Below are 26,212 nucleotides of genomic sequence, written 5' to 3' on the forward strand. Positions count from 1 at the left end.
GCTGCCGAGACGGCCGGGCGGCGGCACCACCCAGGCCGCCCACCGGTACAGGAACTCGTCGGATCTTCCCGGGTGAAAGACCCTACGACCCCCTTGACCCGCAGTAAGCGCCCTTTGACGGGGCGACATGGCCGTTCGACTGGAGACGCACGTGGCCGGGCGCATCGAGGATTACGCACTCATCGGAGACATGCAGACCGCAGCCCTGGTCTGCCGGGACGGCACAGCGGACTGGCTGTGCCTCCCCCGCTTCGACTCGCACGCCGTCTTCGCGGGGCTGCTGGGCACCGAGGAGCACGGCTTCTGGCGCCTGGGCCCCGCGAGAGCGGAGGGAACGGAACCAGCCTCCGCCGACCGGCGGCGCTACCGCGGTGACTCCCTCATCCTGGAATCGGAGTGGGACACACCGCGCGGCACCGTACGGGTGACCGATTTCATGCCCCCGCGTGACGGCGCGCCCCAGCTCATCCGGATCGTGGAGGGTGTCAGCGGCCGGGTGCCGATGCGCTCGGAGTTGCGGATGCGGTTCAGCTACGGCCGGGTGACGCCGTGGGTGCACAAGGTCGACAACCGTACGGTCGCGGTCGCCGGGCCCGACTCGGTCTGGCTGGACACCGAAGCGGAAACGTATGGCCAGAATCTGACCACGTACTCCGACTTCACGGTGGGCCCCGGCGACCGGGTGGCGTTCACGATCAGCTGGCAGCCCTCGCACCACGAGCCGCCCGCCCTCCCCGAGCCGGAGAACTCGCTGGAGGCGACGGAGAACTTCTGGCGCGAATGGGTCGAGCAGTGTACGTACCACGGGCCCTACCGGGAAGCGGTCGTCCGCTCCCTGATCACGCTCAAAGCCCTCACGTACGCGCCGACCGGCGGTATCGTCGCCGCGCCGACGACGTCGCTGCCCGAGGAGATCGGGGGCGTACGGAACTGGGACTACCGCTACACCTGGCTGCGGGACGCCGCGATCACCCTCTCCTCGCTGCTGCGCACCGGCTACCGGGAAGAGGCCCGCGCGTGGCGCGAGTGGCTGCTGCGGGCGGTGGCGGGCGACCCGGAGAACCTCCAGATCATGTACGGCATCGCCGGCGAGCGTGAGCTCGGCGAGGCGGAGCTGGACTGGCTGCCCGGTTACGAGAACTCCACCCCGGTCCGCGTCGGCAACGGCGCCGCCAACCAGCTCCAGCTGGACGTGTACGGCGAGGTCACCGAGGCGCTGCACCTGGCGCACATGACCGGTCTGACCCGCAACGACTACGCCATGGGCCTCCAGCTGAAGCTGATCGAGTATCTGGAGAAGCACTGGGAGGAGCCCGACGAGGGCATCTGGGAGGTACGCGGGCCGCGCCGCCACTTCGTGCACTCGAAGGTGATGGCGTGGGTGGCGGTCGACCGGACGATCAAGCTGGTCGAGTCCGGTGACGTGGATGGTCCGCTGGAGCGGTGGTACGAGCTCCGCGACGACATCCACCGGGACGTCTGCGAGCGCGGTTACGACAAGGAGCGCAACACCTTCACCCAGTCCTACGGGTCGAAGGAGCTGGACGCCTCCCTGCTGCTCATCCCGCAGATGGGCTTCCTGCCGCCGGACGACAAGCGGGTCATCGGCACGATCGAGGCGATCCAGCGGGAGCTGTCCACGGAGGACGGCTTCATCCTGCGCTATCCCACCGAGGGCGAGGACGCGGGCGTCGACGGTCTGGAGGGCGACGAGGGCGCGTTCCTGGCCTGCTCGTTCTGGATGGCCGACGACCTCGCGATGATCGGCCGGGTCGACGAGGCGCGCCAGCTGTTCGAGAAGCTGCTGTCGCTCCGCAACGACCTGGGCCTGCTGGCCGAGGAGTGGGACTCGAACCTCCAGCGCCAGGTGGGGAACTTCCCGCAGGCGTTCAGCCACGTCCCGCTGATCGACACGGCCCTGCGGCTGACGGCCAGCGGCGCGTACGTGGGCTGAGGCTGAGGCGTGACCGAACCGCCCATCGCGCTCCTCAGGGCGCGGTGGGCGGTTCGGCTGTGTACGCCCGGTGCAGCGTCTGAAGGAACCGGGGCGCCGCGGGCAGGTCGGTGGAGCCGATGCGGTGGACGGGGATCCCCGGGGTCCAGGAGTTCATGACGGCCGCACCGGCGAGGGAAGGCAGGTCGGCCGGGGTGACCGGGACGACCCGCTGGCCGATGCCGAGCGCCTCCAGTTGCCTGCGGACGATGCCCAGGGTCGTACCGGTCAGGATCCGGGCCTCGGGCCACACCACCGCGTCGCCGTCCCAGAACACCAGGTTCCAGATGGTCGCCTCGCTGAACCGGCCCTCCCGGTCCAGGAAGGCGGCGTCGTCGAAGCCGTCGGCGACGGCCTGCCGGAGCAGGTGTGTCTTGGCCACCTCGCCGACGTGCTTGATGTGCGGCAGGAACCGTTCGTGTTCCACCGCTGCCAGCGCGAGCGGGCCGTCGGGGCCGGAGGACGGCGGTCCGGTCCGCACCAGCAGCGTCGGCTCCCCCTCGGCCGCGGAGAACTCGCCGGCCGTGGAGAAGACCGTGGCCGTCAGCGACAGGTCGGCCGGTCCGTCGTGAAGTGCTTTACGGAGGTGGGCGCGCACCACGTCCTCGGGCAGGGCCCGGCCGAACAGCTCCACCGACGCGGACCGCAGCCGCTCCAGATGGAGGTCCAGGCCCCGGATCCGCCCGTCGCGGATCTGTGCGGCGGTGAAGTGGGCATGGCCCGAGAAGGCGAGCGGTGCCAGGTCGTCGGTGGTCGCCGGACGGCCGTCGAGGTGCGCGATGTGCGGGGAATCTTCGTTCATGGCCCGGACGTTAGGCGTTGACACCGGTGTCAAGGTCAAGCGTCGAGGGCGGGGCAGGCATGCTGATCGGGGAGTTGTCGCGGCGGACGGGCGTCAGCGCACGCTCTTTGCGGTATTACGAGGCGCAGGGGCTGCTGGAGGCGCGGCGGGGGACGAACGGCTATCGCGCGTACGACGAGGACGCGGTCGCCTCCGTACGGAAGATCCGGGCCCTGCTGCGGGCCGGGCTCTCCACCGAGGTGATCCGTCAGGTGCTGCCGTGTGCCCGGGGCGAGCAGGCAGGCTTCGACTGGTGTGCGGAGCTGCGGGCGATCCTGGACGGGGAGCTGGCGGACCTGGACGAGCAGATCGAGGCGTTACGGCGGAGCCGGGGGGCGTTGGTGGGGCTGCTGGCCGAGCGGTGACGGCCCGGCCACGGCATCCGGGCCTCCCCTGCCATGCGCAACCGGCTCCCCGGGCGGTAGCGTCCTGAACAGGACAGTCCGGATCAGGACGACCGCCCGGGAAGCGGGCAGGGCACCAGGGGAAAGCGGGCCGGGTACGTGGAGAGCCACAGCGGAATCACCGTGCAGCGGGCGCTGGAGCTGCCGGGGCTGCGCGCCGGGCTCCCGGAAGTGGTGGCCGGCGCCGACCGGCTGAACCGTACGGTGCGCTGGGTGCACGCGGGCGAGGTCCCGAACATCGCCTCGCTCCTCAAGGGCGGCGAGCTGCTCCTGACGACCGGTCTCGGCCTGGGCACCCGCCCCGCCGAACAGCGCGCCTTCGTCCGCCGTCTCGCCGACCGGGGCATCGCGGCCCTGGTGGTGGAGCTGGGCCCGCGCTTCGGCCGGCTGCCCGCCTCCATCGTGGACGCCGCCCGCGCGGCCGGCCTTCCGCTGGTCCAGCTGCACCGCGAGGTGCCGTTCGTCGCGGTGACGGAGGAGGTGCACACCGAGATCGTCAACGGGCACTACGCGCTGCTCCAGCAGGCGGAGGAGGTGCACCGGCGCGCCACCCGGGCGCTGCTCGACGGGGGCGGGGTGCCGCAGGTCCTCGGGATCCTCGCCGACTTCACCGCCAACCCGGTCTTCCTGGAGACGCCCGACGGCCAGCTCCTGTACGCGGCGTCCACCGGGACAGGACCGGTCGGCGCGGACCCGCTCCAGGTCTGGGAGGGTATGCGCGGCGACCGGGCGGCCCGGGAGTCCCCGCCGGCCGGTGCGCTGCTGGTGGACGTGCCCGGTGGCGGGCCCGAGACCGGTTCGGTGCGGGCGCGGCTGGTGCTGCTCGCGGTGGCCGGACCGCTGGCGACCGTGCACCGGATGGCGGCGGAGCGTGCGGCGGGCCTCCTGGCGGTCGTGCTGATGCAGGCCCGGCAGGAGGAGGAGCTGGCCGCCCGGGGCCGGGGCGACTTCCTGACCGACCTGGCGGAGGGCCGGATCGCCCCGGAGGACGCCCCCGCCCAGGCCCGGGTGCTCGGCTTCCGCCCCGGCGGGACACCGCTGCTCCCGGTCGTGATGCGGCTGGCCCCCGAGCTGTCCCCGTCGGGCAACTGGGCGCTGCTGGCCCGTGCGGTCCTGGAGGAGCTGGCCTCGGTCGGGGTGCCGGTGCTGCTCGGCGTACGCCCCGTGGAGGGGCGGGTTCCGCTGCTGCTGGGGCTGCGGTCGGAGGGCGAGCGCACCGCGGTCGCGGACCGGGTGGCGGCGGCGCTGCGGGCGGGCGTGGAGCGGGCCGGTCTCGACCGGGCCGGATCGCAGCAGCCGGTGGTCGTGGTCGGCGTCGCGGGCGGCTGGGCGGCGGCGGGCGCCGGGCTGCGGCACGCGTCGGAGACGGCGACGGCCGCGCAGGGCCTGGACGACCGGCCCTGGTACGACGCCCGGCGGCTCGACATCGATCTGCTGCTGTGGCGGCTGCGGGACCATCCGGACCTGGCGGCGTTCGTGAACCGGGCGATCGGCCCGCTGCGCGAGCACGACCGCACCTCGCGCCCGCCGCTGCTGCCGACGCTCCAGGCGTATCTGGCGCACGCGGGCCGCAAGGCGGAGACCGCCCGCGAGCTGCACCTCAACCGCCAGACCCTCTACAACCGGCTGGCCCGGATCGGCGAGCTGCTGGGCACGGACCTGGACGACCCGCAGACGGTTCTGGCGCTGAGCCTGGCGCTACGGGCCCGCCGCCACACGAGCTGACGGCACCTGCCCGCCGCCACACGACCTGACGGCAACGGCGTGCCGCCCGCGCCGGGAAGCAGCAGCGGGCTCAGCCGCCTCGCCGGTCCCGTCAGCGGCCGCGCCCCGTCGCCAGCGGCTGCGCCAACTCGTCGTAGACGCTGAGCACATGGGCGATCGTGTCGTCCTCGGTGGGCCAGCCCGCCGCCTGCACCCGCCCGGCCTCGGCGAGCCGGGTCCGCTCCGCCGGATTCCCGAGCAGCCGCGCGACCGTACGGGCGAGAGCCTCGGCGTTGCCGTACGGCACCAGCTCAGCCGCCTCACCGACCAGTTCGGGCACACCACCGACCGCGGTCGCCACCAGCGGCACCCCGGACCGCAGCGCCTCCTGGGCCAGCAGGGAGCGGCCCTCCCACCGGCTCGGCAGCAGGGCCAGATCGGCGGCGGCGACCAACTCCCCCACCCCCTCGCGCGACCCGATGAGGGAGACGGGCAACTCCTCGTCCCTGATCCGTCGTTGCAGGGCCTCCCGGTCGCGCCCCTCCCCCGCGATGACGAGCAGCGGCACGGGGTCCAGCCGCCGCCAGGCGCGGGCCGCGTCCAGCAGGGTGCCGAAGCCGTGATGCGGTACGAGACTGCCGACAGCCATCAGCAACGGCCGGTCCACCGCTCCCAGTTCGGCCCGCACCTTGCCCGCGTCGACGGCTCCGTCCGGGTGCGCGGGCGGGACGGCGGCGGGGGCGAGCCGGGCGTCGCGGGCGCCCCGCTCCCGGGCCAGGTCCACCAGGTCGGAGGAGGGGGCGAGGACCACGGCCGCCGCCCGTGCGGCGCGCCGTTCCAGCAGGTGCAGGATCTGGCGGCGGGCACCTTCCGCGTACCGCCGGGTGTGCCAGGTCGTCACGAGGGGCACGGTGCGTCCGCTCAGCGCGAGGGCGGTGCGGGCGGCCGCGTGGAGCCCGTGGGCGTGGACGACGTCCGCCCCCGTGCAGGCGGCCCGCAACGCGGCGACGGCGGCCGGGTCGCTGCGGCGGGGCACCGGCAGGAAGCGGGCTCCGGTCGCCGTGAAGTCGTAGGCGCGGTCCACGGCGGCCGGCGCGCAGACGGTCACCTGCACCCCGCGCGCCACCAGCCCGGCGGCCAGCGAACCGACGTGCGCGCTGCTGCCCGCACTGCCGCCGCCCAGGACTTGGACCGTACGCAGCTGTGACACGTTGATTGGCTCCCCGGGGCTCCGGAGTCGGCGGAACAAGGACAGCGCCAAGGATGCCAGCCCGTACGCACGTTCCGGCACTGGCGGAACGTTGCTGCCGCATCCACGGCGACAACCGACCACACCGCTGCACCCTCACGGGTGAATGACGGGACGCGGGGTTGACGTCATCCGGGGAGGGGGCGGGCACCGGCGAAAGAATCCCGCCCGCACCCGCACCATCACACCGGACCGAACCGGACCGGACCGGACCGGAGCACGCCGCGCCGGACGGCACCGCGCCCCCGGACCTCACCCGTCGGTGCGCGCCGTGGCCAGCAGCTCCTCGGCGTGGGCGCGGGCCGTCTCGGAGTCCTCCTGGCCCGCCAGCATCCGGGACAGCTCCCGGACCCGGTCCTCGCCCTCCAGAACGGTGACGCCGCTGCGGGTCACCGAGCCGTCCACGGTCTTCTCGACCAGCAACTGCCGGTCGGCGAAGGCCGCGACCTGCGGCAGGTGGGTCACGACGACCACCTGCGCGGACCTGGCGAGCTTGGCGAGCCGGCGGCCGACCTCGACCGCCGCCTTGCCGCCGACGCCCGCGTCGACCTCGTCGAAGAGATACGTCGGTACGGGGTCGGAGCCCGCGAAGACGACCTCGACCGCGAGCATCACCCGGGACAGCTCACCGCCCGACGCACCCTTGGCGATCGGCCGGGGCTGCGCGCCCGGGTGCGGGGCGAGGAGCAGTTCCACCTCGTCGGCGCCCGAAGGGCCGTAGAGGACGCTCCGCCCGCCGATGTCGATGCCGGACGCCTCGTCCGCCGTCTCCGTCTGCCGGATGGCGAAGGAGACCCGGGCGTGCGGCATGGCCAGCGAGGCCAGCTCCTCGGTCACCGCATCGGCGAACCGCGCGGCGGCCTCCGTACGCGCGTCGGTCAAGGCCTGCCCGAGCACGGAGAGTTCGGCCCGCAGCGCATCGCGCTCGGCGGTCAGCTCGCCGATCCGCTCGTCGTCGCCCTCCAGCTCGGTGAGCCGGCCGGCGCCCTCCTGGGCCCAGGCCAGCACGGCCGCGATGTCCTCGCCGTACTTACGGGTCAGAGCGGTCAGAGCCGCCCGGCGCTCCTCCACGACGGCCAGCCGCACCGGGTCGGCGTCGAGCTGGTCGGCGTACCCGGCCAGCTCGCCGGAGACATCGGCGAGCAGGATCGAGATCTCCCCCACCCGGTCCGCCAGCGCGGCGAGTGCCGGGTCGTGGGCTCGGACCCCGTCCAGGGCCTGCCCGGCGGCGGCGACCACGGTGGTGGCGTCGACGCTCTCCGGGTCCTCCGGGTTCCCCGCCAGCGCGGTGTGCGCGAGGGAGGCGGCGGAGGCGAGGGCCTCGGCGTGCCCGAGCCGCTCCGCCTCGGCGGCCAGCTCGACGTCCTCCCCCGGCAACGGCTCGACGGCGGCGACCTCGTTCAGCCCGAAGCGCAGCAGGTCCGCCTCCTGGGCCCGTTCCCGGGCCCGGGTGGTCAGCTCGTCGAGCTCCGTGGCGACGGCGCGCAGCCGCCGGTAGGCCGCCGCGTACTTGGCGTGCGGGACCTCGACACCGTCCCCGGCGTACCGGTCCAGGGCGCCCCGCTGCCGGGCGGGCTTGAGCAGGCCCTGCTGGTCGGTCTGGCCGTGCACGGCGACGAGTTCGTCCGCCAGCTCGGTCAGGACCCCCACCGGCACGGATCTGCCGCCGAGGTGGGCCCGTGAGCGTCCTTCGGCGGAGACGGTACGGCTGATGAGCAGCGCACCGTCGTCGAGTTCCGCCCCGGCCTCCTCGGCCCGCAGCGCCGCCGTGTCACCCTCGGACACGGTGATCCGGCCCTCGACGACCGCGGCCTTGGCCCCGACCCGTACGAGAGCGGGGTCCGCGCGCCCGCCGAGCAGCAGCCCGAGGCTCGTGACGACCATGGTCTTGCCCGCGCCCGTCTCACCCGTGACCGCGGTGAAACCGGGTGACAGCTCCACCACCGCGTCGTCGATGACTCCGAGCGACCGTATCCGCATCTCCTCCAACACGGACATGACCTTACGAGGTCCCGGGCCGGACGCGCGACGGCCCCCGCTCCCGGATTCACTCTCCCGGGTAGGACGGGGGCCGTGGGCGCTGCTTGTGACCGTCAGTGCGGCAGCCCCCGCCACCCCGAGACGGGCAGCGCGAACTTCGCCACCAGACGGTCGGTGAACGAGGCCTGGTGCAGTCGTGCCAGCCGTACGGGCACCGCACCGCGCCGCACCTCGACGCGGGCGCCGGCGGGCAGCTCCACGGTCCGCCGGCCGTCGCACCACAGGACCCCGTGCGGGGTGTGCGGCTGGACCTCGACCGCGAGCACGGACGTGGGCGAGGTCACCAGCGGCTTGGCGAACAGCGCGTGGGCGCTGATCGGGACCATCAGCAGCGCCTCGACCTCGGGCCAGACGACGGGCCCGCCCGCCGAGAAGGCGTACGCCGTCGAACCGGTCGGGGTCGCGCAGACGATCCCGTCGCAGCCGAACCCGGTGACGGGACGCCCGTCGATCTCCAGGACGACTTCGAGCATCCGCTCGGGCGACACCTTCTGCACGGCCGCCTCGTTGAGCGCCCAGTCGCTGTGCACGACATCGCCGTTGCTGTGCACGAGGACGTCGATCGTCATGCGCTCCTCGACCTCGTAGTCGCGGGTGACGACCCGGGAGACCACCTTGTCGAGGTCGTCGCGCTCGGCCTCGGCGAGGAAGCCGACGCGTCCGAGGTTGACGCCGAGCATCGGTACCCCGGAGGCGCGGGAGAACTCCGCGCCGCGCAGCAGGGTGCCGTCACCGCCGAGGACGATCAGCAGCTCGCAGCCGTCCACGGCGGAGGGGCTGGTGTCGGTGACCGTCTCCACGGCGTCCGGCAGCGGCAGATCGGCCGCCTCGGCCGCCGAGACCCGTACGCCGAGCCCGTTGCGCAGCAGCCCCTGCACGACGAGCTCCGCGCTGCGGATCGCGGCCGGGCGGCCGGTGTGCGCCAGCAGGAAGACAGTTCGTGCCGTCTCGGTCGTCACATTCGTCGTCAACGGGGCCCCTCCGCCACTGCACGGTCGACATCCGCGGGATCCAGCTCGGGTGCGCCGGCCCGCAGCCACAGAAAGTACTCGACGTTGCCCGAAGGACCGGGCAGCGGACTCGCCGTCACCGCGCGGACGCCGAGCCCGAGCTCCCAGGCCCGCCGCGCCACTTCCCGTACGGCTTCGGCGCGCAGCTCCGGGCTCCGCACCACTCCGCCGCTGCCGAGCCGCTCCTTGCCCACCTCGAACTGCGGCTTGACCATGAGGACCAGGTCCGCGTCGGGTGCGGCACAGCGGGCGAGGGCGGGCAGCACGAGGCCCAGCGGAATGAAGGACAGATCCCCCACCACCAGGTCGACCGCCTCCCCGTCGATGTCCTCCAAGGTCAACTCCCGCACGTTGGTGCGGTCCTTGACGACGACCCGTTCATCGGACTGCAGCGACCAGGCGAGCTGCCCGTAGCCGACGTCCACGGCGACGACCTGCCGGGCGCCGGCCCGCAGCAGCACATCGGTGAACCCGCCGGTGGAGGCCCCGGCGTCCAGCGCCCGCCGCCCTTCCACCGTCAGCCCGAGCGGGACGAAGGCGGCGAGCGCCCCGGCCAGCTTGTGCCCGCCGCGCGAGACGTAGTCCGGATCGTCGTCGTCCTGGGTGACGACGATCGCGGCCGCCGTCTCGACCTGGGTGGCGGATTTGGTCGCGGTGGTCCGGCCGACGGTGACGCGCCCCGCGGCGATCAGCTGGCTCGCGTGCTCGCGCGAGCGGGCGAGCTTGCGGCGTACCAGCTCGGCGTCGAGGCGGCGACGTGCCACTCCTGCCACGTTCGGTTCAGCTCCTGTGGTCGTGCGTGTTGTCGTACGCGGATCGGGCTCCGGGTGCGGCTGCGGTCCCGGGCGGCCCGGGTGCGGCGGCCGGACGGGCGTCCAGCGAGGTCAGCTCGGCCCGCAGCCCACGGTGTACATCCTCGTACACCTCGATGTGCCCGTCCGCCGGGAGGTGGTCGGCGTCGGCGAGCCGCTCCAGCCGGGCGTCCACCGCGGCATGGCCGGTGGGGGTGCGCACGACCCCGAGGGGCGCGGGCCCGGCGGGCTCGAAGGAGGGGGCAGCGGCGGCCGGCTCCCCGCCCGCCGGCTCATCGGGCGTGCTCACGGGCGGGTTCCCCGCCTCCGGCGTCCAGTCGCTCATGCCGAAACGCTACCGCGACCGGCCGGTGTACCGTCGAGCACGATGGCGACCATGGCGGAGTGCCGCAGCGCACTCGACAAACTCTCCGACAACCTCGCAGCCGCCGAGGGCGACGTGCGCAGCGCGGCTGCCCTCGACCGCTCGCTGAGCTGTCACATCAAGGATCTCGACATCACGTTCACCGGCCGGCTGGCCGATGGCCGGATCCGGGTGGCGGACACGGTCGAGGGACCGCCCAGGGAGAAGGCCGAGATCAGGCTCGCGATGACGAGCGACGACCTGGTGGCCCTGGTGGACGGCGACCTGAACTTCGCGAAGGCGTGGGCATCGGGCCGCGTACGTTTGGAGGCGGGCTTCAGGGACCTGCTGAAACTGAGATCGCTGCTGTAGGAAGCTGCAGGAACCCAAGCCCGTCCGCCCGCGCATCAAGGACGTACGGGCGCCCCATCAAGCCCGCCCGGCGATTGAGGACAAAGCGCCCGCCGGTACGCACCCCGGCACTACGCTCACCGAGCCCTCAGGCCGCAACCTTCCGCGCCTTGCGTGCCGCCGGCACGACCAGCGGCGTCCCCGTCTCCGGATCGTCGATCACCTGGCACCGCATCCCGAACACCTGCTCCACCAGCTCCGCGTCGACGATGTCCGATGGCGCCCCCTCGGCGACGATCGCCCCGTCCCGCATCGCGATGAGATGCGTGGCGTACCGCGCGGCGTGGTTCAGATCGTGGAGCACGGCGACCAGGGTGCGTCCCTGCGTCTCGTGCAGCTCGGCGCAGAGGTCGAGGACATCGATCTGGTGCTGGATGTCGAGGTACGTCGTCGGCTCGTCGAGCAGCAGCAGCGGCGTCTGCTGGGCCAGCGCCATGGCGATCCAGACCCGCTGGCGCTGACCGCCGGACAGCTCGTCGACGTAGCGCTCCGCCAGCTCGGCGACGCCGGTGGACTCCATGGACTCGTTCACCACCCGCTCGTCCTCCGGCGACCACTGCCGCAGCAGCCCCTGGTGGGGGTAGCGGCCGCGGGCGACGAGGTCGGCGACGGTGATCCCGTCGGGGGCTATGGAGGACTGCGGCAGCAGCCCCAGCGTCCGGGCGACCTTCTTCGCGGGCAGCTGGTGGATGGTCTGCCCGTCGAGCAGCACCTGCCCCTGGCTCGGCTTCAGCATCCGGCCGAGGGCCCGCAGCAGGGTCGACTTGCCGCAGGCGTTGGGGCCGACGATCACGGTGAAGGAGTTGTCGGGAATCTCGACCGAGAGGTTCTCGGTGATGACCCGCTGGTCGTAGCCGAGGGTCACCGATTCCGCGGTGAGGCGCTGCATGGTCGTACTCCCGGAGTCGGTGAGGTGAAGCGGTACGGCGCGGGGCACGGGCGGACCACCGGGCAGCACCAGGTTAGGTCAACCTATCTTCCTCTTTGCGCCACGGGTCCCGGCGACCGCCCCACACGCTCAACGCCCTGACGAAGAAGGGCCGTCCGGTTCAGAACTGAAGGCCGGTTCAGAGCTGGAGCCCGGCGATGGCCTTCCCCGTCTCCAGCTCGCACACACCCGCACCGGCGAAGGCCCAGGCCGCCGCACAGAGTGCCCGCAGCCCGTCGAGCGCGTCGCCTTCCCCGTCCAGGGCCAACGCGTCCCCGCGCACGGCGGCCGTCCAGCCCCCGCAGCGGTACGCGTCCCCGGCCAAGGTCACCTCGGGCTGCCCGGTCAGCAGCCCCCGCAGGTCCCGGTCCACATAGGTCGGCCGGTGCTCCGGCGGGGCGGCGAGCAGCTGGGCCGCGTCGGTCACCCCGGTCAGCACGAGCAGCGAGTCCACGCCTCCGTTGAACGCCCCCTCGATGTCCGTGTCCAGCCGGTCCCCGACGACGATCGGCCGCCTCGCCCCGGTCCGCAGCACGGTCTCGCGGTGCATCGGCGGCAGCGGCTTCCCCGCCACCTGCGGCTCGGCCCCGGTGGCGATCCGGACGACCTCGACCGCGGCCCCGTTGCCGGGGGCGATGCCCCGGGCGCTCGGGATGGTCAGGTCGGTGTTGGACGCGAACCACGGCAGCCCGCGCCGAATGGCGAAACTCGCCTCGGCGAACCGCCCCCACGTCATGTCCGGCCCGCCGTACCCCTGGACCACGGCGGCCGGGTCGTCGTCCGCCGACTCCACCGGCTCAAGACCCCGCTCCCGCAGCGCGACCCGCAGCCCTTCGCCGCCGATCGCCAGCACCCGTGCCCCGGGAGGCAGTTGGTCGGCCACCAGCCGGGCGACAGCCTGGGCGGAGGTGATCACGTCGGAGGGTTCGGCGGGCACGCCCAGCTCCGTCAGGTGCTCCGCCACCGCGTCCGGCGTCCGCAGGGCGTTGTTGGTGACGTACGCGAGGTGCATGCCCCCGGCCCGCGCGGTGGCCAGCGATTCCACGGCGTGGACGATGGCCTCGCCGCCCGCGTACACCACCCCGTCGAGGTCGAGGAGAGCGGTGTCGTACGCCTCGCTCAGCGCCGTGGCACTCCCCGACGGCCGAACGCCGTCCTGCTGGTGGCTCATATGGTTCGCTCCTCTTCGCTCTGCTTCTGCCCCGATCATCGCGTATGCCCCAGGCACACATACGATGCCCTGATGAACACTTCAGGTCCCGTCGACCAGGGGCTGCGGCTGATCCCGTTCCGCGGGCTGCGTTACGTCCCCGAGCGGGTCGGCAGCCTTGCCGCCGTGACCTCGCCCCCGTACGACGTGGTCGTCCGGCCGGACGGGCTGCACCACCTGGAGTCCGCGGATCCGCACAACATCGTGCGCCTCATCCTCCCCCAGGCCGACACGGCCCAAGACCGGCACCGGCAGGCGGCCGACACGCTGGACCGCTGGCTGGCCGAGGGGGTCATCGCCCCCGACCCGGACCCGGTGCTGTACGTCTACGAGCAGCGCAACGACGAGATCCTCCAGCGGGGCCTGATCGGCGCGCTGGCCCTCTCCCCCGCCGCCGAGGGCATCGTGCTGCCCCACGAGGACGTCATGGACGACGTCGTCGCGGACCGCGCGGAGCTGATGCGTACGACAGGGGCCCATCTGGAGCCGCTGCTGCTGACGTACCGCGGCGACGGGGGTACGCCGACGGGCGCGGGCTCGGTGATCGACCGCACGGTTCTGCGGGAACCGCTGTTCGCCACGACGACGGAGGACGGCTTCCGGCACCGGCTCTGGGCGGTGACGGACCCGTCGGACCGGCGCGAGATCGAGACAGACCTGGCCGGGCACCAGGCGCTCATCGCGGACGGCCACCACCGCTGGGCCACCTATCTCCGGCTCCAGCGGGAGCAGAGCGCCCCGGGACCGTGGGACTACGGCCTGGTCCTTCTCGTCGACACGGCCCGCCACCCGCTCCAGGTCCGCGCCATCCACCGGCTCCTGCGCGGCCTGCCGGTCTCCCGGGCCCTGAAGGCGCTCACCGGCCACTTCCGCGTCCAGCGGGTCGAAGGGCCGCTCCCCCGGGCCCTCGACGCCCTGGCCGAGGCTGCGACCGCCGGCAACGCGTTCCTCCTCGCCGGCGACGGAGGCTTCCACCTGGTGGACCGCCCCGACCCGGCCCTCCTGGCCCGCACCGTCCGGGCGGACCGCCCCGACGCCTGGCGCACCCTGGACGCGACGGTCCTGCACTCCGCGCTGCTCGACGAGGTGTGGCGGATCCCCGACGCTCCCGAGCACATCGGCTACATCCACGACACGGCGGCAGCCGTCGAACAGGCGGAACGCCTCGACGCCACGGCGGTCCTGATGCATCCCGTACGCGAAGAGGTCGTCCGGGACCTGGCCCGGCAGGGCGTGACGATGCCCCGCAAGTCGACGTCGTTCGGCCCGAAGCCGGCCACGGGCCTGGTCATGCGGAGCCTCGCCCTCGACTGACCACCCGCTGACGAAGCCGACGAAGCTCACGAAGAAGGGGCGGCACTCCGGTCGGAGTGCCGCCCCTTCTTCTCATGTCAGTCTTCTCATGTCAGCGATCAGGCCTTGTCGGAACCGTCCGCGGGGCCGTCCTCGTCACGGGGCGCGGCCTCGTCGGCCGTGTCCGTCTCGTCGGCACCGAGGACGTCGACGAATTCCACGCCGTCCAGCTCGGCGAGCCGGTCCGACGCGTCCGTGGCACCGTCCTTGTCGGCCTCCAGCGCCTTCCCGAACCACTCCCGGGCCTCGTCCTCGCGTCCGGCCTCCAGCAGGGCGTCCGCGTACGCGTACCGCAGACGAGGGGTCCACGGCTGCACGGAGCTGGACGCCAGCTCGGGGCTCTGGAGCGTCACGATGGCGGCGTCGATCTGGCCCATGTCGCGTCGGGCCCCGGCGGCCACGAGCCGCATCTCGACCTGCCCGGCCTTGTCCAGCTTCTGCACCTCGGGCTCGCCGGCCATCGCCATCGCCCGCTCGGGCCGCCCGAGCCCGCGCTCGCAGTCCGCCATGACGGGCCACAGCTCCACGGACCCGGTCATCCGCCGGGCCGCCCGGAACTCGGCGAGCGCCTCGGCGTACTTCTGCGTCGCGTACGCCGCGAACCCGGCCGCCTCACGGACGGCGGCGACGCGGGACGCGAGCCGGAGGGCGATCCGGGAGTACGCGTACGCCTCCTCGGGGTCCTCGTCGATCAGCCGGGCCACCATGACGAGGTTGCGCGCGACATCCTCGGCCAGGGTCTTCGGCAGGCTCATGAGCTCCTGGCGTACGTCCTTGTCGATCTCGTCACCCGTGACGTCGTCCGGAATCGGCAGCCGCTTGATCGGCTCGCGGTCACGGTCCCGGTCATCGCGCCCCCGGAATCCGCCACGGTCCCGGTCGTCACGCTGGCCCCCGCGGTACCCACCCCGGTCGTCTCGGCGGAACCCACCGCCCCGGTTGTCGTCCCGACGGAACCCGCCACCGCGGCTGTCGTCACGGCGGAAGCCACCACCGGAACCGCCCCGGTCCCGGTCATCACGGCGGAAGCCGCCACCGGAAGGCCGGTCGTCGTCACGACGGGGACCACGCGGGCGGTCGTCACGCCGGTCGAAGCCACCACTGGGGCGGCTACCCCGGTACCCACCACGGTCGTCATCACGACGGGGCCCACGATCCCGGTCCCGATCCCGGTCGTCGCGGCGGAAGCCGCTACCGGAGGGCCGGTCGTCGTCACGACGGGGACCGCGCGGGCGGTCGTCACGGCGATCGAAGCCACCACTGGGCCGGCCACCCCGGTCGTCACGCCGGTCGAAGCCACCGCCACGGTTGTCGTCCCGACGGAACCCACCGCCGGAGCCACCGCCACGGCTGTCATCACGGCGGAAGCCGCCGCCGGAGGGCCGGTCGTCATCGCGACGGGGACCGCGCGGGCGGTCGTCACGGCGATCGAAGCCACCACTGGGCCGGCCACCCCGGTCGTCACGCCGGTCGAAGCCACCGCCACGGTTGTCGTCCCGACGGAACCCACCGCCGGAGCCACCGCCACGGCTGTCATCACGGCGGAAGCCGCCGCCGGAGGGCCGGTCGTCATCGCGACGGGGACCGCGCGGGCGGTCGTCACGCCGGTCGAAGCCACCGCCACGGTTGTCGTCCCGACGGAACCCACCGCCGGAGCCACCGCCACGGCTGTCATCACGGCGGAAGCCGCCGCCGGAGGGCCGGTCGTCATCGCGACGGGGACCGCGCGGGCGGTCGTCACGCCGGTCGAAGCCACCGCCACGGTTGTCGTCCCGACGGAACCCACCGCCGGAGCCACCGCCACGGCTGTCATCACGGCGGAAGCCGCCGCCGGAGGGCCGGTCGTCATCGCGACGGGGACCGCGCGGGCGGTCGTCACGCCGGTCGAAGCCACCGCTGGGGCGGCTACCCCGGTACCCACCACGGTCGTCATCACGACGGGGCCCACGATCCCGGTCGTCGCGGCGGAAGCCGCCACCGGAAGGCCGGGTGTCGTCCCGACGGAAGCCACCGCCGGAACCACCACCACGGTTGTCATCGCGACGGAAGCCACCGCCGGAACCACCACCACGGCTGTCATCACGGCGGAAGCCGCCACTGCTCGGCCGGCTGTCGTCACGGCGCGGGCCGCGGTCGCGATCCCGGTCATCGCGGCGGAAGCCGCCACGGTCGTTGTCGCGTCGAGGTGCGCCGGAACCGGACCGGTCGTCACGACCACCGCGGTAACCGCCCCTGTCACCGCCGTCCCGGCGACGCGGCTCGCGCTCCGGACGGTCGTCGGGAGAGTTGGTGGACATGGGTGTGACTCCTGTCTTCGGGTACCACAGACATTCTCGCGCAGCCGACCGGCCGACGCGCTTCGGAAAAAACAAAAGGACCCCTGGTCCCAGCGTGAACGCTGGGACCAGGGGTCCTTGAAAGATTGTTCGGCGACGTCCTACTCTCCCACAGGGTCCCCCCTGCAGTACCATCGGCGCTGAAAGGCTTAGCTTCCGGGTTCGGAATGTAACCGGGCGTTTCCCTAACGCAATGACCACCGAAACCCTATCGGGTTCTAGCGAACAAGCACACTCTTCAATTAAGTAGTGAAACTGTTCAACCGGTGCGATAACTGTTCGCAACCCGGGAACAACACAGTGGACGCGAGCAACTGAGGACAAGCCCTCGGCCTATTAGTACCAGTCAGCTCCACCCGTTACCGGGCTTCCACATCTGGCCTATCAACCCAGTCGTCTACTGGGAGCCTTAACCCCTCAAGAGGGTGGGAATACTCATCTCGAAGCAGGCTTCCCGCTTAGATGCTTTCAGCGGTTATCCTTTCCGAACGTAGCCAACCAGCCATGCCCTTGGCAGGACAACTGGCACACCAGAGGTTCGTCCGTCCCGGTCCTCTCGTACTAGGGACAGCCCTTCTCAATATTCCTACGCGCACAGCGGATAGGGACCGAACTGTCTCACGACGTTCTAAACCCAGCTCGCGTACCGCTTTAATGGGCGAACAGCCCAACCCTTGGGACCGACTCCAGCCCCAGGATGCGACGAGCCGACATCGAGGTGCCAAACCATCCCGTCGATATGGACTCTTGGGGAAGATCAGCCTGTTATCCCCGGGGTACCTTTTATCCGTTGAGCGACAGCGCTTCCACAAGCCACTGCCGGATCACTAGTCCCGACTTTCGTCCCTGCTCGACCCGTCGGTCTCACAGTCAAGCTCCCTTGTGCACTTACACTCAACACCTGATTACCAACCAGGCTGAGGGAACCTTTGGGCGCCTCCGTTACTCTTTAGGAGGCAACCGCCCCAGTTAAACTACCCATCAGACACTGTCCCTGATCCGGATCACGGACCCAGGTTAGACATCCAGCACGACCAGAGTGGTATTTCAACGACGACTCCACAACCACTGGCGTGGCCGCTTCAAAGTCTCCCACCTATCCTACACAAGCCGAACCGAACACCAATATCAAACTATAGTAAAGGTCCCGGGGTCTTTCCGTCCTGCTGCGCGAAACGAGCATCTTTACTCGTAGTGCAATTTCACCGGGCCTATGGTTGAGACAGTCGAGAAGTCGTTACGCCATTCGTGCAGGTCGGAACTTACCCGACAAGGAATTTCGCTACCTTAGGATGGTTATAGTTACCACCGCCGTTTACTGGCGCTTAAGTTCTCAGCTTCGCCACCCCGAAAGGCAGCTAACCGGTCCCCTTAACGTTCCAGCACCGGGCAGGCGTCAGTCCGTATACATCGCCTTACGGCTTCGCACGGACCTGTGTTTTTAGTAAACAGTCGCTTCTCGCTGGTCTCTGCGGCCACCCCCAGCTCAAGCAGCAAGTGCTATCACCGGTGATGGCCCCCCTTCTCCCGAAGTTACGGGGGCATTTTGCCGAGTTCCTTAACCATAGTTCACCCGAACGCCTCGGTATTCTCTACCTGACCACCTGAGTCGGTTTAGGGTACGGGCCGCCATGAAACTCGCTAGAGGCTTTTCTCGACAGCATAGGATCATCCACTTCACCACAATCGGCTCGGCATCAGGTCTCAGACTATATGCACGACGGATTTGCCTACCGTGCGTCCTACACCCTTACCCCGGGACAACCACCGCCCGGGCTGGACTACCTTCCTGCGTCACCCCATCGCTTACCTACTACAAGTCTGGTTCATCGGCTCCACCACTACCCTCAACTCCGAAGAGATCGGGCCGGCTTCACGGACTTAGCATCGCCTGATTCAGTACTGGGCGTTTCAAAGCGGGTACCGGAATATCAACCGGTTGTCCATCGACTACGCCTGTCGGCCTCGCCTTAGGTCCCGACTTACCCTGGGCAGATCAGCTTGACCCAGGAACCCTTAGTCAATCGGCGCACACGTTTCTCACGTGTGTATCGCTACTCATGCCTGCATTCTCACTCGTGAACCGTCCACAACTCGCTTCCGCGGCTGCTTCACCCGGCACACGACGCTCCCCTACCCATCCGTACTCCCGTTGGGGATATATGTACGAATGACACGACTTCGGCGGTACGCTTGAGCCCCGCTACATTGTCGGCGCGGAATCACTTGACCAGTGAGCTATTACGCACTCTTTCAAGGGTGGCTGCTTCTAAGCCAACCTCCTGGTTGTCTCTGCGACTCCACATCCTTTCCCACTTAGCGTACGCTTAGGGGCCTTAGTCGATGCTCTGGGCTGTTTCCCTCTCGACCATGGAGCTTATCCCCCACAGTCTCACTGCCGCGCTCTCACTTACCGGCATTCGGAGTTTGGCTAAGGTCAGTAACCCGGTAGGGCCCATCGCCTATCCAGTGCTCTACCTCCGGCAAGAAACACACGACGCTGCACCTAAATGCATTTCGGGGAGAACCAGCTATCACGGAGTTTGATTGGCCTTTCACCCCTAACCACAGGTCATCCCCCAGGTTTTCAACCCTGGTGGGTTCGGTCCTCCACGAAGTCTTACCTCCGCTTCAACCTGCCCATGGCTAGATCACTCCGCTTCGGGTCTAGAGCGTGCAACTCAAACGCCCTGTTCGGACTCGCTTTCGCTACGGCTTCCCCACACGGGTTAACCTCGCTACACACCGCTAACTCGCAGGCTCATTCTTCAAAAGGCACGCAGTCACGACTGACAGCACAAGTGCTGCCAGCGACGCTCCCACGGCTTGTAGGCACACGGTTTCAGGTACTATTTCACTCCGCTCCCGCGGTACTTTTCACCATTCCCTCACGGTACTATCCGCTATCGGTCACCAGGGAATATTTAGGCTTAGCGGGTGGTCCCGCCAGATTCACACGGGATTTCTCGGGCCCCGTGCTACTTGGGTGTCTCTCAAACGAGCCGTTAATGTTTCAGCTACGGGGGTCTTACCCTCTACGCCGGACCTTTCGCATGTCCTTCGCCTACATCAACGGTTTCTGACTCGTCTCACAGCCGGCAGACTATGAAAAAGAGATCCCACAACCCCGCATGCGCAACCCCTGCCGGGTATCACACGCATACGGTTTGGCCTCATCCAGTTTCGCTCGCCACTACTCCCGGAATCACGGTTGTTTTCTCTTCCTGAGGGTACTGAGATGTTTCACTTCCCCTCGTTCCCTCCACACTGCCTATGTGTTCAGCAGCGGGTGACAGCCCATGACGACTGCCGGGTTTCCCCATTCGGAAACCCCCGGATCAAAGCTTGGTTGACAGCTCCCCGGGGACTATCGTGGCCTCCCACGTCCTTCATCGGTTCCTGGTGCCAAGGCATCCACCGTGCGCCCTTAAAAACTTGGCCACAGATGCTCGCGTCCACTGTGCAGTTCTCAAGCAACGACCAGCCACCCATCACCTCGTCCTGGGACGAGTTCACTGGGGCCGGCGTCGAAGGCAGCCTTGTTCGGCCGTACCTTCAGACACCCAACAGCGCGCCCAGTACCCGGAATTCATTCGGTTCGTTTTCCACACTCCGAGGAGCAGTACTCACGTCCCGGTTGAACCACCAGGTACTGAATAGTCAACGTTCCACCCATGAGCTGACCACCGTCGAACATTTGCCGACGTAGTGGCTCTGGATTCCTTACGGAATCTAGATGCTCCTTAGAAAGGAGGTGATCCAGCCGCACCTTCCGGTACGGCTACCTTGTTACGACTTCGTCCCAATCGCCAGTCCCACCTTCGACAGCTCCCTCCCACAAGGGGTTGGGCCACCGGCTTCGGGTGTTACCGACTTTCGTGACGTGACGGGCGGTGTGTACAAGGCCCGGGAACGTATTCACCGCAGCAATGCTGATCTGCGATTACTAGCAACTCCGACTTCATGGGGTCGAGTTGCAGACCCCAATCCGAACTGAGACCGGCTTTTTGAGATTCGCTCCGCCTCGCGGCATCGCAGCTCATTGTACCGGCCATTGTAGCACGTGTGCAGCCCAAGACATAAGGGGCATGATGACTTGACGTCGTCCCCACCTTCCTCCGAGTTGACCCCGGCAGTCTCCTGTGAGTCCCCATCACCCCGAAGGGCATGCTGGCAACACAGAACAAGGGTTGCGCTCGTTGCGGGACTTAACCCAACATCTCACGACACGAGCTGACGACAGCCATGCACCACCTGTATACCGACCACAAGGGGGGCACCATCTCTGATGCTTTCCGGTATATGTCAAGCCTTGGTAAGGTTCTTCGCGTTGCGTCGAATTAAGCCACATGCTCCGCTGCTTGTGCGGGCCCCCGTCAATTCCTTTGAGTTTTAGCCTTGCGGCCGTACTCCCCAGGCGGGGAACTTAATGCGTTAGCTGCGGCACCGACGACGTGGAATGTCGCCAACACCTAGTTCCCAACGTTTACGGCGTGGACTACCAGGGTATCTAATCCTGTTCGCTCCCCACGCTTTCGCTCCTCAGCGTCAGTAATGGCCCAGAGATCCGCCTTCGCCACCGGTGTTCCTCCTGATATCTGCGCATTTCACCGCTACACCAGGAATTCCGATCTCCCCTACCACACTCTAGCTAGCCCGTATCGAATGCAGACCCGGGGTTAAGCCCCGGGCTTTCACATCCGACGTGACAAGCCGCCTACGAGCTCTTTACGCCCAATAATTCCGGACAACGCTTGCGCCCTACGTATTACCGCGGCTGCTGGCACGTAGTTAGCCGGCGCTTCTTCTGCAGGTACCGTCACTTTCGCTTCTTCCCTGCTGAAAGAGGTTTACAACCCGAAGGCCGTCATCCCTCACGCGGCGTCGCTGCATCAGGCTTTCGCCCATTGTGCAATATTCCCCACTGCTGCCTCCCGTAGGAGTCTGGGCCGTGTCTCAGTCCCAGTGTGGCCGGTCGCCCTCTCAGGCCGGCTACCCGTCGTCGCCTTGGTAGGCCATTACCCCACCAACAAGCTGATAGGCCGCGGGCTCATCCTTCACCGCCGGAGCTTTCAACCCCGTCCCATGCGGGACAGAGTGTTATCCGGTATTAGACCCCGTTTCCAGGGCTTGTCCCAGAGTGAAGGGCAGATTGCCCACGTGTTACTCACCCGTTCGCCACTAATCCACCCCGAAGGGCTTCATCGTTCGACTTGCATGTGTTAAGCACGCCGCCAGCGTTCGTCCTGAGCCAGGATCAAACTCTCCGTGAATGTTTACCCGTAATCGGGTGCACACACACGAGAGCGGAACAACCGGTCGGAATAAGACCCGTTGTTCACAGCGTCCTCGCTGTGTATTTCAAAAGGAACCGCGTCCCAGCGTGATGCTGGAGACGGGGTATCAACATATCTGGCGTTGACTTTTGGCACGCTGTTGAGTTCTCAAGGAACGGACGCTTCCTTCGGTCCCGTATCACCGGGGCCCTCCGGGCGCTTCCCTTCGTCTTTACTTCTTTGTCCTGCTGTCTTGCGTTTCCGACTCTATCAGACTCTTTCGTGTCCGATTCCCGGTCGAAGCGGGCCCTTCAGTTTCGCTTTCCAGGTCCTTCGCTTTCGCGTTTTCCCTTTCCGGCGGTTCCAACTTTACCAGACTCTTTTTCGTTCCGTTTCCGGTCCGAATTCGATTTCCGGTGGCCTGTGGAGTGGCCTTGCCTTTCGGCGTGTCCACTACGTTAACCGATTCTCTTGGCAGCTCATAATCGAGCCGATAGGGCGAATTACGGGCATGCCGAATTCGCACCCGCCAGGGTGAGTCGTAGGTAGTGGTGTGGCCGCTTCGAGTGGCTCGGTCCGGTCCGATGGACTGTGCCGAGAGCTGTACCCGTGTCAAGTGGCTCGGACTACATTAGGGGTCCGCCGAGGGCGCGTCAAGTCGCCTTGCGGCTCCGCCGATGGCGTGGCGCGTGGGCGCGGTACGGACTCACCGTGGGGTCCCCCTCGATCCAGAAGCGCCACGGCTGGTGGGCTCCGTCGCCGCCCACTCCGGTGCGGGGGCCGCTCCGTACGAGGTCACGGGGCGGCGGGGTGCCGTGCAGGATGGACAGCGCCGGGGTGGGACCGTCGAAGAGATCGCTGCCGTTCAGGTCGCGGTCGACGTCGAGGGCGGTGGCGAGGCGGGCCGGGCCTTTGGCCAGTTCCTTGTCGTTGCGGGCCGAGATGCGTCGGTCGCGGGCCAGGTGGGCGCCGACGTTGATCTCGCCGGCCCGGAGCAGGACTCCACTGGCACGTCCCTCCGGGCCGCAGACCAGGTTGAGGCAGTGCCACATCCCGTACGTGAAGTAGACGTACGTGTGGCCGGGTGGGCCGAACATCACGCTGTTACGTGCCGTGCGGCCGCGGAAGGCGTGCGAACCCGGGTCGATCTCGCCCGCGTACGCCTCCACCTCGGTCAGGCGCAGTTCGATCGTGCCCGTCGGCTCCCGTCGTACGAGGGTGCGGCCGAGCAGGTCCGGGGCGACCTCCAGGACATCGCGGGCGAAGAAGTCTCGCGTCAGTGGAGTGCGGTCCGGGCTTTTGGTCATGGGGTCCGAGGGTACTGGGATCGCTCCGGCGGGAACCGGCTACCGTCGTGGCGCGTATGTAGGGGTCAGGACCAAGAAGGAGTGACTATGGGCTTCAAGCGGCTGCTCGCGAGCATGGGTGCCGGCGGTGCCTCGGTGGAGACCGAGCTCACCGAGGTGAATGTCGTCCCCGGTGGGGTCGTCCAGGGCGAGGTGCGGATCCAGGGCGGTTCGGTCGCCCAGCAGATCGAGGGACTCAACGTCGGGCTCCAGGCGCGGGTCGAGGTGGAGAGCGCGGACCAGGAGACCAAGCAGGACATCGAGTTCACCAAGCTGAACCTCGGCGGCGCCTTCGAGGTGCAGGCGGGCGCGGTGCACGTGGTGCCGTTCGGTCTGGAGATCCCGTGGGAGACGCCGATCACGATGTTCGGCGGCCAGCAGCTGCGCGGGATGAATATCGGGGTGACCACCGAGCTGGAGATCGCCCGCGCGCTGGACTCCGGTGACCTGGACCCGATCAACGTGCACCCGCTGCCGGCGCAGGAGGCCATCCTCAACGCCTTCCGGCAGCTGGGCTTCGGCTTCCGCAGCGCGGACATGGAGCGCGGGCACATCCGCGGGACGCGTCAGCGGCTGCCGTTCTACCAGGAGATCGAGTTCGTCCCGCCGGCGCAGTACCGCGGGCTGAACCAGGTGGAACTGACCTTCGTCGCCGACGACCGGGAGATGGACGTCGTCCTGGAGATGGACAAGAAGCCGGGGCTGTTCAGCGAGGGCAGCGACTCCTACCGCGCGTTCAAGGTGGGGCTGCACGACTACCAGCAGACCGACTGGGCGGCGTACCTCAACCAGTGGCTCGCCCAGGTCGGCGGTCAGCGCAACTGGCTCTAGGCGGCGGTACGCCCTCCGGAACGAGGGCGGTACGCCCCCTACAGTCGGGGAAGAAGGCAGACGAACCGATCAGGAGAGGTGCGAGACGTGACCGAGCCGAACAGGGCCCCGCTGCCGCATGACTTCCATCCGGAGGTGCCGGCGTTCACCGTGGTGAGCGACGACCTCGAGCCCGGGGCCGTGCTGGGCGACGCTCAGGTGCTTGCGGCCGGGAACACTTCGCCGCAGCTGCGGTGGGAGGGTTTCCCCGAGGGGACCAAGAGCTTCGCCGTGACGTGTTTCGACCCGGACGCGCCGACGGGCAGCGGGTTCTGGCACTGGGTGCTCTTCGATCTCCCGGCCTCGGTGACCGAGCTGCCGGCCGGTGCGGGCAGCGGGGAGTTCAAGGGGCTGCCGGAGGGTGCCGTTCAGGCGCGTAACGACTACGGGTCCAAGGAGTTCGGCGGCGCCGCGCCGCCGGCCGGCGAGAATCACCGGTACGTGTTCACCGTGTACGCGGTGGACACCGAGACGCTCGGGATCGACAGTGATTCCTCGCCCGCGGTGGTCGGGTTCAACCTCCGGTTCCACACGCTCGGGCGTGCGCAGCTGATCGGTGAGTACGAGGCTCCCGCCGGCGATTAGTTCGTCTGCTGTTTGCCCTGCTCTGGTCTTGGAGAGATCAGAGCAGGGCATTTTTTATTGCGTTGTCCATCGCGGCCTGCCCAGCCAGAGTTGATCCGGGCCTGCCAGGGGGCGGGCGGCACACGGGAGGTGGGCAGGATGCGTGACACGTTGGTTCTCAACGCGAGCTTCGAGCCGCTGTCGACAGTGACGCTCAACCGTGCGGTGGTCCTGATCCTGACGGACAAGGCCGTCGTCGAGCAGTCGCATCCCGAGCTCCGTATGCGTGGTGCCGCCGTGGACATTCCGGCGCCCCGGGTGATCAGGCTCTGCCGGTACGTACGGGTGCCTTTCCGAAGACAGGCCCCGTGGTCCAGGAGGGGTGTGCTCATACGGGACCAGCACCGGTGCGCGTACTGCGGGCGGCGGGCGTCCACCGTCGACCATGTGGTGCCGCGTGCCCAGGGCGGGCAGGACACCTGGCTGAACACGGTGGCCTCCTGCGCCGAGGACAACCACCGCAAGGCGGCCCGGACGCCCGAGCAGGCGGGGATGCCGCTGCTGAAGCAGCCGTTCGTCCCCTCACCCGCCGAGGCGATGCTGCTCGCGATGGGGGCCGGCGACCGGGCGGGGCTGCCCGAGTGGCTGGACCGGGCGGCCGCGGCGGCGTAGTCGGCGTACGCCTGGTGATGGATGTACGGGCCCGTCCCCTGGAGGGGGCGGGCCCACGTGTGTCAGCGGAGCAGCAGCTGGACGATGGCCATCGTGCCGACGGCCACGATGAGGGCGCGCAGAACGGTGGGGCTCAGACGTCGGCCGACCTTGGCGCCTATCTGGCCGCCGATGGCCGAGCCGACCGCGATGAGGACGACGGCCGTCCAGTCGAAGTGGGCGACGAAGAGGAAGAACAGCGCGGCGATGCTGTTGACGATGGCGGCCAGGACGTTCTTGACGGCGTTGAGGCGCTGCATCGTGTCGTCGAGCAGCATGCCCATCAGCGAGAGGTAGATGATCCCCTGGGCGGCGGTGAAGTAGCCGCCGTAGACGCTGGCGAGCATCAGGCCGGTGAACAGGAGCGGGCCGCCGTCGGTGCGGGCCACGGTGCCGGTGTGTTCGCGGCGGCGCTGTACGGCTTTGCTGATGCGTGGTTGCAGGATGACGAGGACGAGCGCCAGGGCGACCAGGACCGGGACGATCGTCTCGAAGGCCGTGGAGGGCAGGGCGAGCAGCAGTGTGGCTCCGGTGAGACCGCCGATGGCGGCTCCGATGCCCAGTCTGATGATCCGGCGGCGCTGGCCGGCCAGTTCCTTGCGGTAGCCGATGGCTCCGCTGATGGAGCCGGGGATGAGGCCCAGCGCGTTCGAGACCGTCGCCGTGACCGGGGGGAGGCCGGTGGCGAGGAGGACGGGGAAGGTGATCAGGGTGCCCGAGCCGACGATCGTGTTGATCGTGCCCGCGCCGACTCCGGCCGCGAAGACGGCGAGTATTTCCCAGATGGACAAGGCCATCTCCTTCGGTGGTC

General features: G+C 69.1%; 20 protein-coding genes and 3 rRNA genes. 8 read left to right on the forward strand and 15 right to left on the reverse strand.

What is annotated here, in order from left to right:
* Window positions 1-127 precede the first annotated feature (127 nt).
* Window positions 128-1,954 (forward strand): glycoside hydrolase family 15 protein, encoded by a 1,827-nt coding sequence (locus WQO_RS06705; RefSeq protein WP_097886335.1) that lies wholly within the window; start codon window positions 128-130, stop codon window positions 1,952-1,954.
* A 34-nt stretch (window positions 1,955-1,988) separates the two neighbouring features.
* On the opposite strand, the gene WQO_RS06710 is transcribed toward WQO_RS06705, so the two are convergent.
* The gene (locus tag WQO_RS06710) at window positions 1,989-2,795 is read right to left on the reverse strand and encodes an aminotransferase class IV family protein (protein WP_010056929.1); all 807 of its coding nucleotides are present in this window, start codon (window positions 2,793-2,795) and stop codon (window positions 1,989-1,991) included.
* Between the two features lie 59 nt (window positions 2,796-2,854).
* On the opposite strand from WQO_RS06710, the gene WQO_RS06715 reads away from it, so the two are divergent.
* On the forward strand, window positions 2,855-3,199 hold the full coding sequence (locus WQO_RS06715) for a MerR family transcriptional regulator (RefSeq protein WP_010056928.1): 345 nt from the start codon (window positions 2,855-2,857) through the stop codon (window positions 3,197-3,199).
* A gap of 138 nt (window positions 3,200-3,337) precedes the next feature.
* Window positions 3,338-4,963, forward strand: coding sequence for a PucR family transcriptional regulator (locus WQO_RS06720; RefSeq protein WP_010056927.1), 1,626 nt, complete (start codon window positions 3,338-3,340; stop codon window positions 4,961-4,963).
* Window positions 4,964-5,054: 91 nt separating this feature from the next.
* Here WQO_RS06720 and WQO_RS06725 read toward each other — a convergent pair whose 3' ends face one another.
* From WQO_RS06725 to WQO_RS06745, 5 genes are all read right to left on the reverse strand, one after another.
* Complete coding sequence (locus WQO_RS06725; RefSeq protein WP_010056925.1) at window positions 5,055-6,152, reverse strand: glycosyltransferase family 4 protein; 1,098 nt, start codon at window positions 6,150-6,152, stop codon at window positions 5,055-5,057.
* 291 nt (window positions 6,153-6,443) lie between these two features.
* Window positions 6,444-8,189, reverse strand: coding sequence for a DNA repair protein RecN (recN, locus tag WQO_RS06730; RefSeq protein ID WP_010056923.1), 1,746 nt, complete (start codon window positions 8,187-8,189; stop codon window positions 6,444-6,446).
* A 95-nt stretch (window positions 8,190-8,284) separates the two neighbouring features.
* Window positions 8,285-9,190 carry an NAD kinase gene (locus tag WQO_RS06735; RefSeq protein WP_010056921.1) on the reverse strand — a complete coding sequence of 302 codons (906 nt, stop codon included), beginning with the start codon at window positions 9,188-9,190 and terminating at the stop codon, window positions 8,285-8,287.
* An 8-nt stretch (window positions 9,191-9,198) separates the two neighbouring features.
* Entirely contained in the window at window positions 9,199-10,014 is an 816-nt protein-coding gene (locus tag WQO_RS06740) for a TlyA family RNA methyltransferase (protein ID WP_010056920.1), read from the reverse strand.
* A gap of 7 nt (window positions 10,015-10,021) precedes the next feature.
* Window positions 10,022-10,378 carry a hypothetical protein gene (locus tag WQO_RS06745; RefSeq protein ID WP_010056919.1) on the reverse strand — a complete coding sequence of 119 codons (357 nt, stop codon included), beginning with the start codon at window positions 10,376-10,378 and terminating at the stop codon, window positions 10,022-10,024.
* Between the two features lie 42 nt (window positions 10,379-10,420).
* On the opposite strand from WQO_RS06745, the gene WQO_RS06750 reads away from it, so the two are divergent.
* The gene (locus tag WQO_RS06750) at window positions 10,421-10,768 is read left to right on the forward strand and encodes an SCP2 sterol-binding domain-containing protein (protein WP_010056918.1); all 348 of its coding nucleotides are present in this window, start codon (window positions 10,421-10,423) and stop codon (window positions 10,766-10,768) included.
* A gap of 127 nt (window positions 10,769-10,895) precedes the next feature.
* Here WQO_RS06750 and WQO_RS06755 read toward each other — a convergent pair whose 3' ends face one another.
* Both WQO_RS06755 and WQO_RS06760 read right to left on the reverse strand, forming a co-directional pair.
* On the reverse strand, window positions 10,896-11,696 hold the full coding sequence (locus WQO_RS06755; RefSeq protein WP_010056917.1) for an ABC transporter ATP-binding protein: 801 nt from the start codon (window positions 11,694-11,696) through the stop codon (window positions 10,896-10,898).
* A gap of 178 nt (window positions 11,697-11,874) precedes the next feature.
* Complete coding sequence (locus WQO_RS06760; protein WP_010056916.1) at window positions 11,875-12,906, reverse strand: HAD-IIA family hydrolase; 1,032 nt, start codon at window positions 12,904-12,906, stop codon at window positions 11,875-11,877.
* A 72-nt stretch (window positions 12,907-12,978) separates the two neighbouring features.
* Between WQO_RS06760 and WQO_RS06765 the strand changes: the two genes are divergently transcribed.
* The gene (locus WQO_RS06765) at window positions 12,979-14,259 is read left to right on the forward strand and encodes a DUF1015 domain-containing protein (RefSeq protein WP_010056915.1); all 1,281 of its coding nucleotides are present in this window, start codon (window positions 12,979-12,981) and stop codon (window positions 14,257-14,259) included.
* 98 nt (window positions 14,260-14,357) lie between these two features.
* Here the strand turns inward: WQO_RS06765 and WQO_RS06770 are convergent, their stop codons facing one another.
* The 6 genes from WQO_RS06770 to WQO_RS06795 form a co-directional block, all read right to left on the reverse strand.
* The gene (locus tag WQO_RS06770) at window positions 14,358-15,053 is read right to left on the reverse strand and encodes a tetratricopeptide repeat protein (protein WP_010056913.1); all 696 of its coding nucleotides are present in this window, start codon (window positions 15,051-15,053) and stop codon (window positions 14,358-14,360) included.
* Window positions 15,050-16,510, reverse strand: coding sequence for a ribonuclease E domain-containing protein (locus WQO_RS36530; RefSeq protein ID WP_237274109.1), 1,461 nt, complete (start codon window positions 16,508-16,510; stop codon window positions 15,050-15,052). Before WQO_RS36530 ends, WQO_RS06770 begins: the two co-directional genes overlap by 4 nt.
* 212 nt (window positions 16,511-16,722) lie before the next feature.
* Window positions 16,723-16,839 (reverse strand): 5S ribosomal RNA (rrf, locus tag WQO_RS06780).
* 111 nt (window positions 16,840-16,950) lie between these two features.
* Window positions 16,951-20,075, reverse strand: a 23S ribosomal RNA gene (locus tag WQO_RS06785).
* Window positions 20,076-20,381: 306 nt separating this feature from the next.
* Window positions 20,382-21,907, reverse strand: a 16S ribosomal RNA gene (locus WQO_RS06790).
* The 16S, 23S and 5S rRNA genes sit together here, the layout of an rRNA operon.
* Window positions 21,908-22,563: 656 nt before the next feature.
* Complete coding sequence (locus tag WQO_RS06795) at window positions 22,564-23,217, reverse strand: DNA-3-methyladenine glycosylase (protein WP_010061449.1); 654 nt, start codon at window positions 23,215-23,217, stop codon at window positions 22,564-22,566.
* Between the two features lie 87 nt (window positions 23,218-23,304).
* On the opposite strand from WQO_RS06795, the gene WQO_RS06800 reads away from it, so the two are divergent.
* The 3 genes from WQO_RS06800 (at window position 23,305) to WQO_RS06810 (ending at window position 25,362) form a co-directional block, all read left to right on the forward strand.
* On the forward strand, window positions 23,305-24,087 hold the full coding sequence (locus tag WQO_RS06800; protein WP_010061447.1) for a sporulation protein: 783 nt from the start codon (window positions 23,305-23,307) through the stop codon (window positions 24,085-24,087).
* An 87-nt stretch (window positions 24,088-24,174) separates the two neighbouring features.
* Window positions 24,175-24,711 (forward strand): YbhB/YbcL family Raf kinase inhibitor-like protein, encoded by a 537-nt coding sequence (locus tag WQO_RS06805; RefSeq protein ID WP_010061446.1) that lies wholly within the window; start codon window positions 24,175-24,177, stop codon window positions 24,709-24,711.
* A gap of 138 nt (window positions 24,712-24,849) precedes the next feature.
* Window positions 24,850-25,362, forward strand: a complete 513-nt coding sequence (locus WQO_RS06810) for an HNH endonuclease (protein ID WP_010061445.1) — start codon at window positions 24,850-24,852, stop codon at window positions 25,360-25,362.
* A 62-nt stretch (window positions 25,363-25,424) separates the two neighbouring features.
* On the opposite strand, the gene WQO_RS06815 is transcribed toward WQO_RS06810, so the two are convergent.
* Window positions 25,425-26,198 carry a sulfite exporter TauE/SafE family protein gene (locus WQO_RS06815; RefSeq protein ID WP_193407173.1) on the reverse strand — a complete coding sequence of 258 codons (774 nt, stop codon included), beginning with the start codon at window positions 26,196-26,198 and terminating at the stop codon, window positions 25,425-25,427.
* Between the last annotated feature and the right edge of the window lie 14 nt (window positions 26,199-26,212).

It is taken from the genome of Streptomyces globisporus C-1027 (assembly GCF_000261345.2).
Classification (GTDB): Bacteria; Actinomycetota; Actinomycetes; order Streptomycetales; family Streptomycetaceae; genus Streptomyces; species Streptomyces pakalii.

What these genes read in the sequence shown, in the direction of transcription:
- WQO_RS06705 (WP_097886335.1), top strand. Translation starts at nt 128, where the DNA reads ATGGCCGTTCGACTGGAGACGCACGTGGCCGGGCGCATCGAGGATTAC.
- WQO_RS06710 (WP_010056929.1), bottom strand. Translation starts at nt 2,795, where the DNA reads ATGAACGAAGATTCCCCGCACATCGCGCACCTCGACGGCCGTCCGGCG.
- WQO_RS06715 (WP_010056928.1), top strand. Translation starts at nt 2,855, where the DNA reads ATGCTGATCGGGGAGTTGTCGCGGCGGACGGGCGTCAGCGCACGCTCT.
- recN (WP_010056923.1), bottom strand. Translation starts at nt 8,189, where the DNA reads ATGTCCGTGTTGGAGGAGATGCGGATACGGTCGCTCGGAGTCATCGAC.
- WQO_RS06745 (WP_010056919.1), bottom strand. Translation starts at nt 10,378, where the DNA reads ATGAGCGACTGGACGCCGGAGGCGGGGAACCCGCCCGTGAGCACGCCC.
- WQO_RS06750 (WP_010056918.1), top strand. Translation starts at nt 10,421, where the DNA reads ATGGCGACCATGGCGGAGTGCCGCAGCGCACTCGACAAACTCTCCGAC.
- WQO_RS06755 (WP_010056917.1), bottom strand. Translation starts at nt 11,696, where the DNA reads ATGCAGCGCCTCACCGCGGAATCGGTGACCCTCGGCTACGACCAGCGG.
- WQO_RS06760 (WP_010056916.1), bottom strand. Translation starts at nt 12,906, where the DNA reads ATGAGCCACCAGCAGGACGGCGTTCGGCCGTCGGGGAGTGCCACGGCG.
- WQO_RS06765 (WP_010056915.1), top strand. Translation starts at nt 12,979, where the DNA reads ATGAACACTTCAGGTCCCGTCGACCAGGGGCTGCGGCTGATCCCGTTC.
- WQO_RS06770 (WP_010056913.1), bottom strand. Translation starts at nt 15,053, where the DNA reads ATGAGCCTGCCGAAGACCCTGGCCGAGGATGTCGCGCGCAACCTCGTC.
- WQO_RS06795 (WP_010061449.1), bottom strand. Translation starts at nt 23,217, where the DNA reads ATGACCAAAAGCCCGGACCGCACTCCACTGACGCGAGACTTCTTCGCC.
- WQO_RS06800 (WP_010061447.1), top strand. Translation starts at nt 23,305, where the DNA reads ATGGGCTTCAAGCGGCTGCTCGCGAGCATGGGTGCCGGCGGTGCCTCG.
- WQO_RS06810 (WP_010061445.1), top strand. Translation starts at nt 24,850, where the DNA reads ATGCGTGACACGTTGGTTCTCAACGCGAGCTTCGAGCCGCTGTCGACA.
- WQO_RS06815 (WP_193407173.1), bottom strand. Translation starts at nt 26,198, where the DNA reads ATGGCCTTGTCCATCTGGGAAATACTCGCCGTCTTCGCGGCCGGAGTC.